Below are 14,838 nucleotides of genomic sequence, written 5' to 3'. Positions count from 1 at the left end.
CACCCATGCAAGAGATCGATAGATCAAAGAAATATTATGCGTTTGACGCGCATCTGCCTCCACATCACCATCGCGCCTTCATCCATCACGGCGGAGTTGAAATGGACCAGGAGACACGCGTTGCGCGCGGCCGCACCTTCCTCGAACTGCATCGGGCGAAGCGTGGATTCATCATGCCCAACGCCTGGGATCCGGGCAGCGCGGTGCTGCTCGCGTCAGAGGGCTTCAAGGCAATCGGCACCACCAGCGCCGGCATCGCGTTCTCGCTGGGAAAGCCGGACTACAACGTCAGGGATGCCCGCCTCTCAGTCAGCCGCGAGGAGATGCTCGCCGTGGTCAGGAAGATCGCCGAGGCGGTGGCCATTCCCGTGAATGCCGATCTGGAAGCGGGCTACGGGGACGCGCCGGAGCAAGTCGCCGACACCGTTCGCATGGCCATCGACGCGGGTGCGGCGGGCGGCAACATCGAGGACACCGATGCCGAGCATGGGCGCCTGTTCGACGAGGGGCTGGCCGTCGCCCGCATCGCCGCCGCCCGTGCCGCCATCGATGCCGCGGGTGGCGGCTTCGTGCTGAACGCACGCACCGATGCGTTCCTGCTTCCCGGCGACGATGCACTGAACGTCGCGATCCGGCGCGCCAACCACTTCATGGAGGCGGGGGCGCACTGCGTGTTCGTGCCCGGGGTCACTGACCTGTCTCGGGTTGCGACGCTGGCGCGCGAAATCGCGGGCCCCCTCAACATCGTGGTGGGGTTGAACGAGGCGTCCGCCAGCGCTTTCGAACTGATCGATGCCGGGGCCGCGCGGATCAGCGTGGGGGGATCGATCGCACGCTCGGTCATGGCGCTCGTGAGGCGCAGCGCGCGGGAACTGCACGCGCACGGAACGGTCTCTTACGCGGGCAGCCAGATTCCCCAGCACGAACTCAATGCCCTGTTCGAAGGGGCACTGCGGGCGAAGCTCAGTTTGCCGGAGCTATCGACAGCACAGTGAGCGCGCCGTCGACCTTGTCGGCCGTGAACTGCACCTTGTCGCCGGGCTTCACCTTCGTGAGCAGCGCGGGATCGCTCACGCGGAAGACCATCGTCATGCCCGTCATCTCGAGGTTGGGAATGTCGCCGTGCTTCAGCGTGATCTTCTTCGCGTCGGTGTCGATCTTGCGGACCTCGCCTTCGACGGACGGCAATGCAGCTTGCGCGAAGGCGGCTGCAGCGAGCAGGGCGGCACAGAGTGCGGTGAACAGTTTCTTCATGATGAGTTTGCTTTCCTCGGTTGTCGGTTGATTCAGCGATAGCTTTGATAGATGCGCGTGCTGCCATCGGCCAGCACCAGCAGCACGTCGTAGGGATCGCGCTGGTCGCCGTAGGCAGGGCCGTCCATGCCCGGCGAGCCGATCGGCATGCCGGGCACGGCGAGGCCGACGGCCTTGGGCTTTTCCTTGAGCAGCCGTTGCACTTCGCGTGCGGGCACGTGGCCTTCGATGGCGTAGCCGCCGACGAGGCCCGTGTGGCACGAGCCCAGCTTGGCGGGCACGCCAAGGCGGGTGCGCGCGGCTGCGTTGCCTTCGTCGTGCACGCGCGTGGCGAGGCCGCTCTTGTTGAGATGCTTGACCCAGTCCTGGCAGCAGCCGCAGTTCGGGTCTTTCCAGATCTCGACCATCGGTGCCGCGGCCATCGCTGTGAAAGGCACGGCAGTGGAAGCCAGTGCCAGCAGCAGGTTTCTTCGTTGCATGGTTTCTCCTTCAGGATTTGCCAGCGGCAGCCAGCACGCGGATGCGGCCGGCCATGCCGAGTTCGTAGTGGTCTTTCACGAGGCAGGCGAAGTCGAAGTCGCCGGCGCGGTTGAAGGTCCAGACCATGTCGCCGGTCTTGCCGGCGGGCACATGCACCATCCACGGATCGTCGTGTTCCATTTCCGGGAATTTCTTCATCATGGCCGCGTGAGCCTCGATCTCGGCGGTGGTGCCGAGCACGAGTTCGTGCAGTTCCTTGCCGCGGTTCTTCAGGCGCAGGCGGATGGTGTCGCCTTCGCGCACTTCGATGACCGAGGGCGTGAAGGTCATGTCGTCGGCCATCGCGATGTCGATGGTTCGCTTCACCGCATTGGCCTTGCCTGCGATGCCCCAGGCCTTCTGCTCGGGCGCGAGCGTGGCGGCGCCTTTGGGCTTGGGGCCGTTGTGGGCCTCGTGGGCCAACGAAGCAGTAGTGGCAGCCGCGAGCACGAGGCCCGCGGCGATGGACTTGATGAGTGTCTTGTTCATGATTTGAGCTCCAGAGAGGAAGGGGTAAAGGAATCAGTGGTTGTGTGCGCCAGACCCGGAGGGCTTGCGCACGGTTGCATCGGGGGTGGCGTTCTTCATCGACGGTGTGGGCGTTTCCTTGCGCGTGGCCGGCGGCACGTTCGCGTTCGGTACTTCGCGCGCGACGGTGCCGGGCGGGTGCTTGAACCAACCCGGATCGCGATAGTCGCCGGGCTTCTGGTCGCGCCGCACCTTCAGCAGCGTGAACATGCCGCCCATCTCGGCCGATCCGAAGGGGCCGGTGCCGGTCATCATCGGCACGGTGTTGTCGGGGATGGGCATCTCCATTTCGCCCATGTCCGCCATGCCCTTGTCTCCCATCACCATGTAGTCGGGCACGAGCTTGCGGATCTTCTCGGCCACGCCCTTGTGGTCCACGCCGATCATGGTGGGCACGTCGTGGCCCATCGGCCCCATGGTGTGGTGCGCCTTGTGGCAGTGCAGCGACCAGTCGCCCTCTTCGTCGGCTATGAATTCCATCTGCCGCATCTGGCCCACCGCGATGTCAACCGACACCTCGGGCCAGCGCGCGGTGCGCGGCACGGGGCCGCCGTCGGTGCCGGTCACCTCGAACTCGTGGCCGTGGATGTGAATGGGGTGGTTGGTCATCGTGAGGTTGCCCACGCGGATGCGCACCCGGTCGCCCTTGCGCACGTTCAGCGTGTCGATGGCCGGGAACACGCGGCTGTTGAAGCTCCAGATGTTGAAGTCGGTCATGGTGTTGACCTTGGGCGTGGCGCTGCCGGGCTCCACGTCGAAGCTGCCGAGCAGGAAGCAGAAGTCGCGCTGCACGGGCTCGATCAGCGGATGGCTCTCCTTCGGGTGCGTGACCCAGAAGCCCATCATCCCCATCGCCATCTGCACCATCTCGTCGGCGTGCGGGTGGTACATGAAGGTGCCGGGCCGGCGCGCGGTGAACTCGTAGATGAAGGTCTTGCCCGGCGGAATGTGCGGCTGCGTGATGCCGCCCACGCCGTCCATGCCGTTGGGCAGGCGCTGGCCGTGCCAGTGCACGGTGGTGTGCTCGGGCAGCCGGTTGGTCACGAAGATGCGCACGCGGTCGCCCTCGACCACCTCGATGGTCGGGCCGGGCGACTGGCCGTTGTAGCCCCACATGTTGACCTTGAAGCCGGGCGCCATCTCGCGCACCACGGGCTCCGCGACGAGGTGGAATTCCTTGACGCCGGCGTTCATGCGCCAGGGCAGCGTCCAGCCGTTGAGCGTGACGACGGGGTTGTACGGGCGGCCGTTCGGCGGAACGAGCGGCGGCGCAGTGGCGGTGGAGCCTTGCGAAACGGGTTCGGGCAGCGCTGCCATGGACACACGGCTGACGGTGGTTGCGGCAACAGCGGTGGCTGCGCCTGCGAAGAAGTTGCGACGGTTCATGTCAATGGCCTCCCGTTGCGGGGGCATCACCGGCCGACGCGGTCTGCGCAGCCGTCATTCCACCGGGCGAGCTGCCCGTGAGCACCAGCTGCAGATCGGTGTCCGCCAGCCAGAAATCGCGCTGCGCCTCGATGCCGGCGTTCACGGCGAGCATGCTGGCGCGCGTTTCGCCAAGCAGCTCCCACACGCTCGCGAGCATGCCGTTGTAGCGAAGGACCATCTCCTCGTTGACCTTCTTGCGCAGCGGCAGCACCTCGTCGCGGTAGCGGCGGGCGATGGCGTAGGCGGTGTTCCAGCCCTGCCATGCTTCGCGCGCCTCGCTCGCGGCCAGCACGCCCATGTCGCGCACGCGGGCGGCCGACTGCAGGTATTGCGCCTCGGCGCGGCCGTTGCGGGCCTGTCCCCAGTCGAAGATCGGAATGGGCAGGTCGAGTTCGAAGCCGCGCTTGGTCTTTTTCGTGCGATCGGCGTCGTTGTCGAAGGTGGTGTTGCGCACCACGCCCAGTTCCATCGCGTTGATCACGCTGGTGGCATGCGTCAGGCCCAGCGAGCCGGCCACGGCCGTGTTCTGCGCTTGCGCCGAACGCACGTCGAGGCGGTCGCGCAGCGCCAGCGCCTGCACGTCGCCCAGTTCGGGCGCGGCTTGCGGCAGCGGTGGCAGGCGGTCGGGCAGGGTGTAGCCGGCGCGAGCGCCGCTCAGGCCCATCAGGCGCGTGAGCTGCTCGCGGCTGGCGACAGCCGCCTGTTCGGCCCGCGCGAGCTGCGCGGCCGCGTCGGCCAGCAGCAACTGTTCGCGCGTGCGCTGCAACGCGCTCCAGTTGCCGACCTGGGCCATGCGATGCGCGAGCTCGGCGCCGGCTTCGGCCGCCTCCTTCGCATCGTGCAGGTAGACCACGCTTTGCTGCGCGGCCACTGCGCGCACCCAGGCGCGGCGAGTTTCAGCGGCGAGCATCAGCACGCTTTGCGCAGCCTGCAGCTTGGCCGCCTCGTGCCGCTGGCCAGCCCATCGGGCCTGCCATGGCAGCGTGACCAGGCCCACCACGTTGAAGCTGAGCATCCGCTCGAACTCGCGCTCGCTGCCCTGCGCCAGCCGGCTGAAGGAAAGCACCGGATTCGGCAGGCTCGCGGCCTGCACACGGTCGGCATCGCTAAGTTGCAGGGTGGCGAAGGCGTCTTGCACGCGCGGGCCGTTGATGAGCGCGATGCGTACCGCGGCTTCGACGTCCAGCGGCCTGGCGAGCAGGGCATCGACGCTCTTTTGCGAGGCTTCGTCGGGCGTGCGCTGGGCTGCGGTGCCCGCCATCAGCGGGTTGCCGTGGACCAGCGCCTGCACGTCGGCGGTGCCGCCGTCGGGCGAGAGGCTGGCGCAGCCTGCCAGTATCAGGACGCTCGCGAGTGCAGTGGCGCGTTTGAGCAGCGCGCTACTTCTTCGATAGCAAGGGGGGCCGGCAAACTGCCGGCGAACAATGGGGTTCACGCTCGATCTCCATGAGCAATACGACGGACGCTGCGAGCCGGAAAGGGCTCACTGCGGACGGACTACGGGCAGGGAGATCAGGAAATGGGCGGCTTCAGGCCCTGTGCGGGCTCTGCGCTGGCGAAGCGGGCCGCGTGTGCCGCGGGCGGCGCCTGGGGCGCGCTGTGCACGATGTCGACGAGGGGCATGCCGCCAAGGGCCACCGTATGGCAGACCTGGCAGGCGGTGCAGGTGCCGCAGCCTTGATGGCCGGCGCCGTCGTTGCTGCTGTTGTCATGCGAACCGGCGTGGTCCGCCATGTCCATCTGCATATCCATGCTGCTGCCGGCATCCATCGCCTCGTGGCAGTGGGCTTCGGTGGCCGTTGTCGCCATGGACACGGCCGCCTCAGCCGCCGGCAGCGAATGCCGCACCATCTCGACCGCCATGGCATCGCCGAGCCAGCCGCGGATGGGCAGCAGGGCGATCATGAGGGCGAGCAGCAGGGTGCGCATGGGCGGGATGATAAACCTGCGTCCTAAGACATCAGTTCAAGACACCACCTGGCCCCGGGCCTTGTCAACCCACACCTGCAGGTTGTCGAGCAGGTCTTTCTGGCTGAAGGAGCAGCTTTCCTCGCTGAAGAGCGCGCTCGACTCCAGCCGGTCGAGCAGGCTCAGCAGCACCTCGCCGTAGCGCGGTGGCAGGGCGCCGAGCAGCTCGGCGCTGGCACGGGCTTCGTTCGACAGCGTGGTGACGGAGCCGCCGTCATTAGTGCGTAGGGCAGCGATGCGCGCGGCAATGGTGTCGAGTTGCTGTGCGGCGCTCATGACTTGGTGTTCTTTCCGGGCGGAGGCAGCGACAGCCCGCGCTCGCGCATCAGGTCGCGCAGGATGTCCGGGTAGTCCGTGATGATCCCGTCCGCCCCCCAGTCCATCAGCCGCTGCATGTCGGCGCGCTGGTTCACGGTCCAGGGCAGCACCTTCAGGCCGAGCTTCTGCCCTTCCTTGATGACGGTAGGCGTGAGGTCGGCAAAAGCCGGCGACCAGATCGCCGGGCCCGGCGCGTTGGCCGAAGCGGCCCTGACCATTTGCGGCACCGAGGCGAAGCCGGCCGCATCGATTCCGGCGGTCCAGCGGCTGTCCTTCAGCGTGCGGGGCGTTGTGAGGTAGGCGCGCGGCAATTGCGGCGCGAGCTTGCCGACCAGCGCCAGCGTGCGCCAGTCGAAGCTCTGGATCGTCACGCGGTCGGCCATCTTCGCCTTGTCGATCTCGGCGAGCAGCGCGCGCACCATCGGCTCGGGCGCGGCGGTTTCCTCGGGCTTTGTCGGGTCGATCTTGGTCTCGATGTTGAAGCGCACCGTGGCCGCGTCGGCGCCGCGTGCCTGCACCTGCGCGAACAGCGCGGCCAGCGTCGGAATGCGCTCGCCGTCGCGCGGTTGCTGCAGCGCGAACTGCTTGCCGTAGTTGCTCGTCGGATTGAGGCGGCCCACGTCGTAGGTCTGCAGCTGCGCCAGCGTGAGCGAGCGGATGGCCGCGCCGGTGTTCGGCGCCAGCCATGCGCCGCTCGCATCGCGCGTGTGGTCGGGGTTGAGCGAGGTGTCGTGCGAGATCACGACAACGCCGTCGGCCGTGAGCCCGATGTCGAGTTCAAGCGTGGTCACGCCAAGGTCGACGGCATTGGAGAACGCGGCCAGCGTGTTCTCGGGTGCCAGTCCGCGTCCACCGCGGTGGGCTTCGAGGTCGAAGTGCTGCTTGGCCGTGGGCAGGACGGCGGCGCAGCCTGCCATGAGCAGGGCGGAAAGGGCAGCAGAGAGAAGGGCGTATTTCATTTGAGCTGCACTTTGATCCCGTTGTCTTGCACCGTGATGTCGCCGATCTCGTAGGTCTTGCGCCCGACCGTGAGTTCGTCGGCCGTGAAGCTGCGCAGCACCTGGCCCTGCAGCAGTTCCTGCGCGACCACCGCGCCGATCTTCTGCAGCCGCTCGGCGTCGCGGCCTTCGACGCCTTGCAGCTCGAGGCGCTCCGCCTTGGGCTGGTCGAGCCGCAGCGCGCGTGTGGCCGGGTCGTACCTCAGCGCACTGCTGACCGACACCAGGCCCTGCACCGGCGAGGCCGCCAGCAGCGGGCTGGCGATGGTCAGCGTGGCCGTGATGGCCGCGCGGTTGCCGCGTGCGTCCAGGCCCAACTGCGGATCGCGCAGCCCGACCATGAAGATCTCGGCATAGCGCTCGGCCACCGGAAAGCGCTTGGCGATCTGCGTCTGCAGCTCGTCGCGGGTGGCGGTGTATTCGCTGGTGAAGAAATTGAAGCCGGCCAGCGCCGCGAAGGGCGCCTGCAGGGCCGCGGCGCCCAGCAGCGCGCGCAGTACCCGACGGCGGGAGGTGGGGGACGGGGTGCGGAGGTTCATACCGGCCCGAGCTTGCCACAGCCGCAAAGGTTCCCGCCAGCCGCCCCTCGGGCGGTGCCTCAGAGCAGCCTGCGACGGGCGTAACGCACCACCGTCACACCCGGCTTGGCCTGGCGCGTCGAGGGCATGACGAGCACGCAGTCGTCGTAGGGCGTGACCACGGGCTCGCCCTCGTTCCAGCCGATCACGGTGCCCGCGCGTTCGATCACTTCCAGGCCGGTGAAGGGCTGCGCGAAGCGGAAGTCCTCGCCGCGCGCCACCACGGGGCCGGTCACGTCCAGCGCCCACTGCCGGGGTGCGTCGGGCTGCAGCCAGCCGGGCAGTTGCTGCGCGATGGCGGCATCGTCCAGCGTGCCGGCCGCCCGCAGGAAGCGCGCGCACTGGTCTTGCGCCACCGTGCGGCTGGCCGGGTCGCCATGGAATCCGCATTCGACCAGCAGTGCGAGGGCGTCGCTTTGCGCGTCGGCATCGGGCGCGCCGAACCGGCCGAAGTCGCGCATGCGCACGCCGTCCTTGTGGCCCGCGTCGATGACCACGTGCTCCGGGCTGCGCATTGCCTGCGCCAGCCGCAGATTGCGCGGCTGGATGCCGGTGAGCGTCAGCGGCGCCGAGGGCTCGTGCATCGAGTGCAGGTCGAGCAGCCAGTCGGCCTGAGTCACATAGGGCAGCAGCGCCGCGGCACGACGCCTCTCCCGCGTGCCACCGGCTTCGATGCGATCGGGCAGCCACTGGCGATTGAGGTCTTCGTCGACAAAGCGCGAGGCATCGTGGTCGGCCACGTCGAAGGTGTCGAAGGCTTCCAGGTTGCAGAACGCCAGCGTGAGCGTGCCGCGCTGCGGGCGCACGCCGGCCTCCAGCAGGCCCTTGAGCGCCCAGGCGCCGCAAACTTCGTTGCCGTGCACGAGCGCGCTGATCATCACGTGCCGGCCGGGCGCTTCGGCTTCAAAGTGCCAGACGCCTTCGACGCCGGTGTTGCCGGCGCGCCAGGCAGAAAGATCGGGGGCGGGGAGTTGAAACAGCGTGGACAAGCTCATTCCTTGATGTTGGCGAATTTGACGATGGTCTTGTACTTGGCGGTCTCGGTGACCAGGAATTTGTCGATGTCCACGTTCGACGTCGGGACGACCGAGCTGGTGGCTTCCATCTTCTTGCGGAAGTCGGGCGACTGCAGCGTCTCGTTCAGTGCCGTCTTCAGCCGGGCCAGCACCGGCTCCGGCAGCTTCGCCGGCCCCAGCAGCGCGAACCAGACGCCGATGTCCAGGCCCTTGAGGCTCGGGTTCTCGCTGAGCGCCGGCAGGTCGGGCGTGATGGCCGAGCGCCTGGCCTCGGTGGTGCCCAGCGCCACCATCTTGCCGCTGCGGATGTAGGGCAGGGCGCTGGAGAGGACGAACACGCCGAAGTCGATGTTGCCGCCCAGCAGGTCATTGGTGAGCGGCGCCACGCCGCGGTAGGGCACGTGCGTCATGAACACGCCGCCCTGCTGCTTGAGCATTTCTCCGGCCAGGTGCAGCGAGGTTCCGACGCCGGAGCTGCCGTAGCTGTACTTGCCGGGGTTCTTCTTCAGCAGCGCGAGGAATTCGCCGGTGTTCTTCACGCCGGCGCCAGGGGCGGCCACCAGAACCAGCGGCTGCGAGGCAATCAGGCCGATGGGGGTGAAGTCCTTGGGCTCGTACTTCACGTTGCTGTTGACCAGCCTGTTGATTGCCACTTCGTTGCTGGCACCGGCGAGCAGCGTGTAGCCATCGGGCGCGGCATTGGCGACTTTCTGCGCGCCGATGGCGCCACCGGCACCGCCCACGTTGTCGATGATCACCGGTACGCCGAGGCAATGGGACAACTCGACGCCGAGCGCACGCCCTGTGAGATCGGTCGAGCCGCCCGGCGGGTAGGCCACCACCAGCGTGATGGGCTTGTTCGGGTAGGCCTGGGCATTGGCCGGGCCGGAGGCGGCCCAGGCAAGGCCGCACAGGGCCACGGCGAGACAGGAGGAGAAAGCACGGGGAAGACGCATCGTTGCCTCGGAGTTGTAGTAATCCCGAGGATTCTGCGGGGCCGATCATTCCTGCGTGGTGCCGTACTGGCACGAAGCCGTGCCGATTGGGCTAGCGCGGCGTCATTGCCCGCCACACATCCTCGGCAAGCGGACCCAGCCGGCGCTTCGGCCGATAGAGCCGAACCTCGAAGCGCACCTCCATGCGCCGGCCGCCCACGGGCACCAGCCGGCCGGCCTTGCAATCGCCCTGCACCATCGACCAGGGCAGCCATGCCACGCCCAGCCCTCTCAGCACGTACTCGTAGAGCGCATCGGCCGAATCGCATTCGATGCGACGCTGGAGGCGCGGCGCCTGCGGATTGTTGGCAAGCAGGTCTTCCACCATGCGGCCCATGGCGAGCGTGCGGGCATAAGACAGAAATGGCACCTGGCCGGTGCCGTCGAAGCTGTGCCTGGCAAGGCCTTGCGCATCGGTGCGCGACACGGGCACAAGCTTGTCGGACGCCACCGTCACATGGGAAAACTGCCGCCCATCGAGCCGGAAAGTGAGCGCGGCGTGATGAAAGATCAGCGAGAAATCCACCTCGTTGTGTTCCAGCATCCGCACCGTTTCCGCCAGCGCGCCCGTCAGCACGCGCACCTCGCCATCGCGCAGCACGGGTTGCAGCCGCACCAGCCAGTCGGCCATCACCGTGCGCGCGATCGTGCGGCCCGTGACCAGCGTCACAGTGCGGGCCTGCCGGCCGGCCACGTTGTGCACCTCTTCACGCGAGCCCTCGACGCTGCGCACCACCTGGCTTGCGTTGTCCAGGAAGCTCTCGCCTGCCGCCGTCAGCACGACCGGCGAGCTGCCGCGTTCGATCAGCGTCGCGCCGGCCCACGACTCGAGTGCGCGGATGCGCCGCCCGAAGGCCGGGTGCGTGACGTGGCGAAGCTCGGCCGCGCGCGTAAAGCTTCGCGTCTGCGCCAGCGCGATGAAGTCCTCCATCCATTTGAATTGCATGGTGCGGAGCGAGGCTGGCTAGTTGCCCAAGGGGAGTTCGTAGCGGGCAAAGGACGAGGTGCCCTTTTGAATCTCGCTGTGCAGCAGGAAACCGAAGCGTTCGTAGAGGCTTCGCAGGGCCGCCCTGTCTGCCACGCAATCGAGCCGCAGATGCCTGCGCCCGAGCTCGAAGGCGCGCTCTCGTGCAAAGGCCAGGAGGGCGGTCGACACGCCGCGCCCGGCCCACGCTCGGCGAACAGCCAGCTTGTGCACGAACGCCGAACTGCCCGGTTCGATCTCGGGCCAGAAGAAGGGGTCTTCCATGTCGAGCCGCACCACGCCGGCCACGTCGCCGTTCTCGCGTGCGATGAAGTAGCGCCCGGCATCGGTGTCGCGCTGCACGCGCTCGAGGCCGACGTCGGCGGCCGACCACAGCGGCCGGCCATCGGCGGCGAGCCATTGGGCGGCTTCGTTCAGAACGGCGGCAACTGTGGCCGCTTCGGAGGGTGTTGCTTGCTCTATGTACATCGCGGTGGCGGAGGATAGCCGACCGCAAGACCCCCCTCAGTCTCAATCACTCAGTCATGCAGCGACGACAGGAACTGCTTGAGCTCCGCCGTCTGCGGATTCCCGAACAGATCCGCCGGCGGCCCCATCTCGTGCACGCGGCCCTGGTGCATGAAGATCACGCGGTCGCTGACCTTGCGCGCAAAGCTCATCTCGTGCGTGACCATCAGCAGCGTCATGCCTTCGTCGGCCAGCGACTCCACCACGCGCAGCACCTCGCCCACCAGTTCGGGGTCGAGCGCCGATGTGATTTCGTCGCACAGCAGCACGGCCGGTTCCATCGCCAGCGCGCGGGCGATGGCCACCCGCTGCTGCTGGCCGCCAGAGAGCTGGTCGGGCATGGCGTCGAATTTTTCGGCCAAGCCCACGCGCGTGAGCAGCTTGCGCGCCTGCGAGGCCGCTTCGAGGCTGCCGCGCTTCTTCACCAGCGTGGGCGCGAGCATCACGTTCTTGCCGACCGTGAGGTGCGGGAACAGGTTGAAGCTCTGGAAGATCATGCCCACGCGCTGGCGCAGTTCGCGCATGGCCATGGCGCTTTCGTGCAGCAGGGGCTTGCCGTCGACCGTGAGCGAGCCTTCCTGGAACACTTCGAGCCCGTTGATGCAGCGCAGCAGCGTGCTCTTGCCCGAGCCGCTCTTGCCGATGATGGCGATCACTTCGCCGCGCTTCACGTCGAGGTCGATGCCCTTCAGGACTTCGTTGGTGCCGTACGACTTGCGCAGCGCGGTGATGCGCACGATGGGAGCGCCCACCGAGGTGGCGGGTTGTTGCGGTTCAAGCACGGCGGCCATGGGTTTTCCTCTCGAGATTCTTGGCGTACAGGCTCACGGGGAAGCACAGCACGAAATAAAGCAGGGCCACGCAGCTGAACACCACGAAGGGCTTGAAGGTGGCGTTCGAAATCATGCTGCCGGCCTTGGTGAGTTCGACAAAACCGATCACCGACGCGAGCGCCGTGCCCTTGATGACTTGCACCAGAAAGCCGACCGTTGGCGCAATGGCGATCTTCACGGCCTGCGGCAGGATCACATGGCGCATCTGCTCGCCGAAGCTCAAGGCCAGACTGCCCGAGGCTTCCCACTGGCCCTTCGGAATCGAGGCCACGCAGCCGCGCCAGATCTCGGTGAGAAACGCACTGGTGTAGAGCGTGAGCGCCACGCTCGCGGCCGTCCACGCAGACACGTCGATGCCGAACAACGCAATGCCGAAGTAGGCCAGGAACAGCTGCATCAGCAGCGGCGTGCCCTGGAAGAGCTGCACGTAAAGGCTCACGGCCCTGCCGATCGCCTTGCCGCCGCGCATCCGCAAAAACAGCAGCAGCGCGCCCACGAGGCCACCGCCGATGAAGGCGATGAGCGATAGCACGACGGTCCAGCGCAATGCCATCAGCAGGTTGCGCAGGATGTCCCAGAGAGAAAAATCAGCCATGGTGAAAAAGGCCTCGGTATTCGGTCAGCGGCCGAAGAAGAACTTCGGACCCGCCCAGTCGAGCAGCCGCCGCAGCGCCACCGACAGCGCCAGGTAAATCAGTGTGGCGATGATGAAAGCCTCGAAGGCGCGGAAGTTGCGGCTCTGAATCAGGTTGGCCGCGTAGCTCAGCTCCTCGGTCGAGATCTGCCCGCACACGGCGGAGCCCAGCATCACGATGACGATCTGGCTCACCATCGCGGGCCACACCTTCTTCAGCGCCGGCGGCAGCACCACGCGCAGGAATACCTGCGACTTGCTCAGCGCCAGGCTCACGGCCGCCTCGATCTGCCCCTTGGGCGTGGCCTCGATGCCGGCGCGGATGATCTCGGTGGAATAGGCGCCCAGGTTCATCACCATCGCGATCACCGAAGCCACCTCCGGCGAAAGCTTGACGCCCGCTGCCGGCAGCCCGAAGAAGATGAAGAACAGCTGCACGATGAAGGGCGTGTTGCGGATCAGCTCCACATAGGTGCCCACGATGGCGCGTAGCCACTTCGGGCCGCCCGAGCGCGCCCATGCGCAGAAGGTGCCGACGATCATGCCCAGCACGGTGCCCACGGCGGTGAGGCCGACGGTCCACGCCACGCCGCGCAGCAGCAGCGGCCATTCGGCGAGCACCGCGCCAAAGTCAAACTCGATGTTCATGGCCGCGCAGTTCGATCAGACGGGCAGGTCGCCAGCTGCCTTGCCCAGCCACTTCTTCGACATCGCGTCCAGCGTGCCGTCCTTCTTGGCGGCGGCAATGATTTCGTTGACCTTGGTCTTCAGCGAGGTTTCGCCCTTGGCAACGCCGACGAAGCAGGGGCTGTCTTTCAGCAGCAGCTTGAACTCGGCGCTCACCTTCGGATTCTTGGCGAGCATGTCGCCAGCAACCGCCGCGCTGGTCGCGAGGGTTTGCGTCTGGCCGGCCACGAAGGCGGCGATGGTCGCGTTGTTGTCCTCGAAGCGGCGGTAGTCGACGTTCGGCGGCGCCACCTTGTTCAGCTCCTGGTCTTCCATCGCGCCGCGCGTCACGGCGACGGTCTTGCCGGCCATGTCGGCGAAGCTGGTGAGCTTCATGCTCTTGGCGGCGTACACGGCCTGGAAGAAGGGCGCATAAGCCGACGTGAATTCGATCACCTTCTCGCGCTCCGGGTTCTTGCCGAGCGTGGAGATCACCAGGTCGGCCTTCCTGGTCTGCAGGTACGGAATGCGGTTGGCGCTGGTCACGGGCACCAGCTCGACCTTCACGCCGAGCTTGGCGGCGATGAGCTCGGCCATTTCAACGTCGAGGCCCTGCGGCTTCATGTTCTTGTCGACCGAGCCGTAGGGCGGGTAGTCGGTGGGCACGGCGATCTTGATCGTCTTGGCCTTGAGCACGTTGTCGAGCGCGTTCTGGGCGTACGCGCCGCCGGCCGAAGCCAGCATGGCGACTGAAGCAAGCGCAAGGGCGAGGTGGCGTTTGGATGCAGAGAAGGTCATAGCAAGGCTCCTAGGTAAGTCGAAGAATCTGAATCGGGGGACGCGGCGTCGGCAGCCTTGCGGCGCTTTTTGGCCTTGGGCGCCGGGGCGGCATTGGTGTTGTGCAGCGGCGCCAGCGCATCGCGCAGCTGCGCCAGCGGATCGGTGGGCGCCTGCACGCGCAGTGCCGACTGCACCGTGCCGATGTGCGCGGCCATCAATGCTTCGGCGGCGGCGTGGTCGCCGCGCTCCAGCGCCGCGACGATCTGCACGTGGTCTTCGCACGACTGCACCGCGTCGTGCGTGGACTGGTAGAGCATGGCGATCAGCGTGGTGCGCGCCGTGTAGTCGCGCAGCGTGTCGGCCAGCAGCGTGTTGCCCAGGCATTCGGCCAGGCACACATGGAAGTCGCCCAGCAGGAAGCTGCGGTTGCCGACGTCGCTTTCTTTCAGTGCGGCCTTTTCACGCTGGAGGTGCGCCTTCAATTGGCGCAGAGCGGTCTTCTCGATCTTTCCGGTGCTGCCCGCACTGCGGATGAGGCCCAGCTCAATGACGCGCCGCGCCTCGAAGGCCTCGCGCGCCTCGTCCTGCGAGGGCTCGATGACGAACCAGCCGCGCCGCGCGCTCACCGTGACGATGCCGCGCGCCGCCAGCCGCGTGAGGGCCTCGCGCACGATGGTGCGGCTGCAGTCGAACAGCATCGCCAGCTGCTGCTCGCCCAGGCGCGAACCCGGCGCGAGCTTCTGCGCCATCACCGCTTCGACGATGCGTGCACTGATTTCGGATGCGGAGATGGCCATAGGCCTGCATACCAGCAGCTTCTGTGCCAACTGG

The 14,838-nt window shown here is 67.1% G+C and carries 19 protein-coding genes; 1 reads left to right on the top strand and 18 read right to left on the bottom strand.

Annotated features, from left to right (window positions below):
• Positions 1-5: 5 nt before the first annotated feature.
• Positions 6-995: an isocitrate lyase/PEP mutase family protein gene (locus tag BLW48_RS23995; RefSeq protein ID WP_218137517.1), complete on the top strand. Its 990-nt coding sequence runs from the start codon at positions 6-8 to the stop codon at positions 993-995.
• On the opposite strand, the gene BLW48_RS23990 is transcribed toward BLW48_RS23995, so the two are convergent.
• The 18 genes from BLW48_RS23990 to BLW48_RS23905 all read right to left on the bottom strand — a co-directional run bounded on the left by BLW48_RS23990 (position 964) and on the right by BLW48_RS23905 (position 14,804).
• Entirely contained in the window at positions 964-1,254 is a 291-nt protein-coding gene (locus tag BLW48_RS23990; protein ID WP_093177869.1) for a copper-binding protein, read from the bottom strand. The genes BLW48_RS23995 and BLW48_RS23990 overlap by 32 nt on opposite strands.
• Before the next feature lie 32 nt (positions 1,255-1,286).
• Positions 1,287-1,733 carry a DUF411 domain-containing protein gene (locus BLW48_RS23985; RefSeq protein WP_093177868.1) on the bottom strand — a complete coding sequence of 149 codons (447 nt, stop codon included), beginning with the start codon at positions 1,731-1,733 and terminating at the stop codon, positions 1,287-1,289.
• A gap of 10 nt (positions 1,734-1,743) precedes the next feature.
• Positions 1,744-2,262, bottom strand: a complete 519-nt coding sequence (locus tag BLW48_RS23980; RefSeq protein ID WP_093177866.1) for a cupredoxin domain-containing protein — start codon at positions 2,260-2,262, stop codon at positions 1,744-1,746.
• A gap of 33 nt (positions 2,263-2,295) precedes the next feature.
• Entirely contained in the window at positions 2,296-3,687 is a 1,392-nt protein-coding gene (locus BLW48_RS23975) for a multicopper oxidase family protein (protein WP_093177865.1), read from the bottom strand.
• A gap of 1 nt (position 3,688) precedes the next feature.
• A complete protein-coding gene (locus BLW48_RS23970) occupies positions 3,689-5,164 on the bottom strand; it encodes a TolC family protein (RefSeq protein ID WP_093177863.1) in 1,476 nt (491 codons plus the stop codon).
• 77 nt (positions 5,165-5,241) lie between these two features.
• Positions 5,242-5,658: a hypothetical protein gene (locus BLW48_RS23965; RefSeq protein ID WP_093078793.1), complete on the bottom strand. Its 417-nt coding sequence runs from the start codon at positions 5,656-5,658 to the stop codon at positions 5,242-5,244.
• Between the two features lie 36 nt (positions 5,659-5,694).
• A complete protein-coding gene (locus tag BLW48_RS23960) occupies positions 5,695-5,973 on the bottom strand; it encodes a hypothetical protein (RefSeq protein ID WP_093177862.1) in 279 nt (92 codons plus the stop codon).
• Entirely contained in the window at positions 5,970-6,974 is a 1,005-nt protein-coding gene (locus BLW48_RS23955) for a glycerophosphodiester phosphodiesterase (RefSeq protein WP_093177860.1), read from the bottom strand. Before BLW48_RS23955 ends, BLW48_RS23960 begins: the two co-directional genes overlap by 4 nt.
• Positions 6,971-7,552 (bottom strand): DUF1439 domain-containing protein, encoded by a 582-nt coding sequence (locus BLW48_RS23950; RefSeq protein WP_093078789.1) that lies wholly within the window; start codon positions 7,550-7,552, stop codon positions 6,971-6,973. Before BLW48_RS23950 ends, BLW48_RS23955 begins: the two co-directional genes overlap by 4 nt.
• Before the next feature lie 59 nt (positions 7,553-7,611).
• Positions 7,612-8,580: a M14 family metallopeptidase gene (locus BLW48_RS23945; RefSeq protein WP_371127407.1), complete on the bottom strand. Its 969-nt coding sequence runs from the start codon at positions 8,578-8,580 to the stop codon at positions 7,612-7,614.
• 2 nt (positions 8,581-8,582) lie between these two features.
• A complete protein-coding gene (locus BLW48_RS23940; protein WP_093177858.1) occupies positions 8,583-9,563 on the bottom strand; it encodes a Bug family tripartite tricarboxylate transporter substrate binding protein in 981 nt (326 codons plus the stop codon).
• A gap of 91 nt (positions 9,564-9,654) precedes the next feature.
• The gene (locus BLW48_RS23935; protein ID WP_093177857.1) at positions 9,655-10,548 is read right to left on the bottom strand and encodes a LysR family transcriptional regulator; all 894 of its coding nucleotides are present in this window, start codon (positions 10,546-10,548) and stop codon (positions 9,655-9,657) included.
• A gap of 18 nt (positions 10,549-10,566) precedes the next feature.
• A complete protein-coding gene (locus BLW48_RS23930; RefSeq protein ID WP_093177855.1) occupies positions 10,567-11,055 on the bottom strand; it encodes a GNAT family N-acetyltransferase in 489 nt (162 codons plus the stop codon).
• A 50-nt stretch (positions 11,056-11,105) separates the two neighbouring features.
• Positions 11,106-11,885 carry an amino acid ABC transporter ATP-binding protein gene (locus tag BLW48_RS23925; protein ID WP_093058298.1) on the bottom strand — a complete coding sequence of 260 codons (780 nt, stop codon included), beginning with the start codon at positions 11,883-11,885 and terminating at the stop codon, positions 11,106-11,108.
• Complete coding sequence (locus BLW48_RS23920; protein ID WP_093058299.1) at positions 11,869-12,522, bottom strand: amino acid ABC transporter permease; 654 nt, start codon at positions 12,520-12,522, stop codon at positions 11,869-11,871. Before BLW48_RS23920 ends, BLW48_RS23925 begins: the two co-directional genes overlap by 17 nt.
• 24 nt (positions 12,523-12,546) lie before the next feature.
• Positions 12,547-13,209, bottom strand: a complete 663-nt coding sequence (locus BLW48_RS23915) for an amino acid ABC transporter permease (protein WP_093058300.1) — start codon at positions 13,207-13,209, stop codon at positions 12,547-12,549.
• Positions 13,210-13,224: 15 nt separating this feature from the next.
• On the bottom strand, positions 13,225-14,025 hold the full coding sequence (locus BLW48_RS23910; protein ID WP_093177854.1) for a transporter substrate-binding domain-containing protein: 801 nt from the start codon (positions 14,023-14,025) through the stop codon (positions 13,225-13,227).
• On the bottom strand, positions 14,022-14,804 hold the full coding sequence (locus tag BLW48_RS23905; protein ID WP_093177852.1) for a GntR family transcriptional regulator: 783 nt from the start codon (positions 14,802-14,804) through the stop codon (positions 14,022-14,024). Before BLW48_RS23905 ends, BLW48_RS23910 begins: the two co-directional genes overlap by 4 nt.
• Positions 14,805-14,838: the final 34 nt, after the last annotated feature.

The sequence above is a fragment of the Variovorax sp. YR266 genome (assembly GCF_900107295.1).
Classification (GTDB): Bacteria; Pseudomonadota; Gammaproteobacteria; order Burkholderiales; family Burkholderiaceae_C; genus Variovorax.
This window is presented reverse-complemented; position numbering and strand designations above follow the sequence as displayed.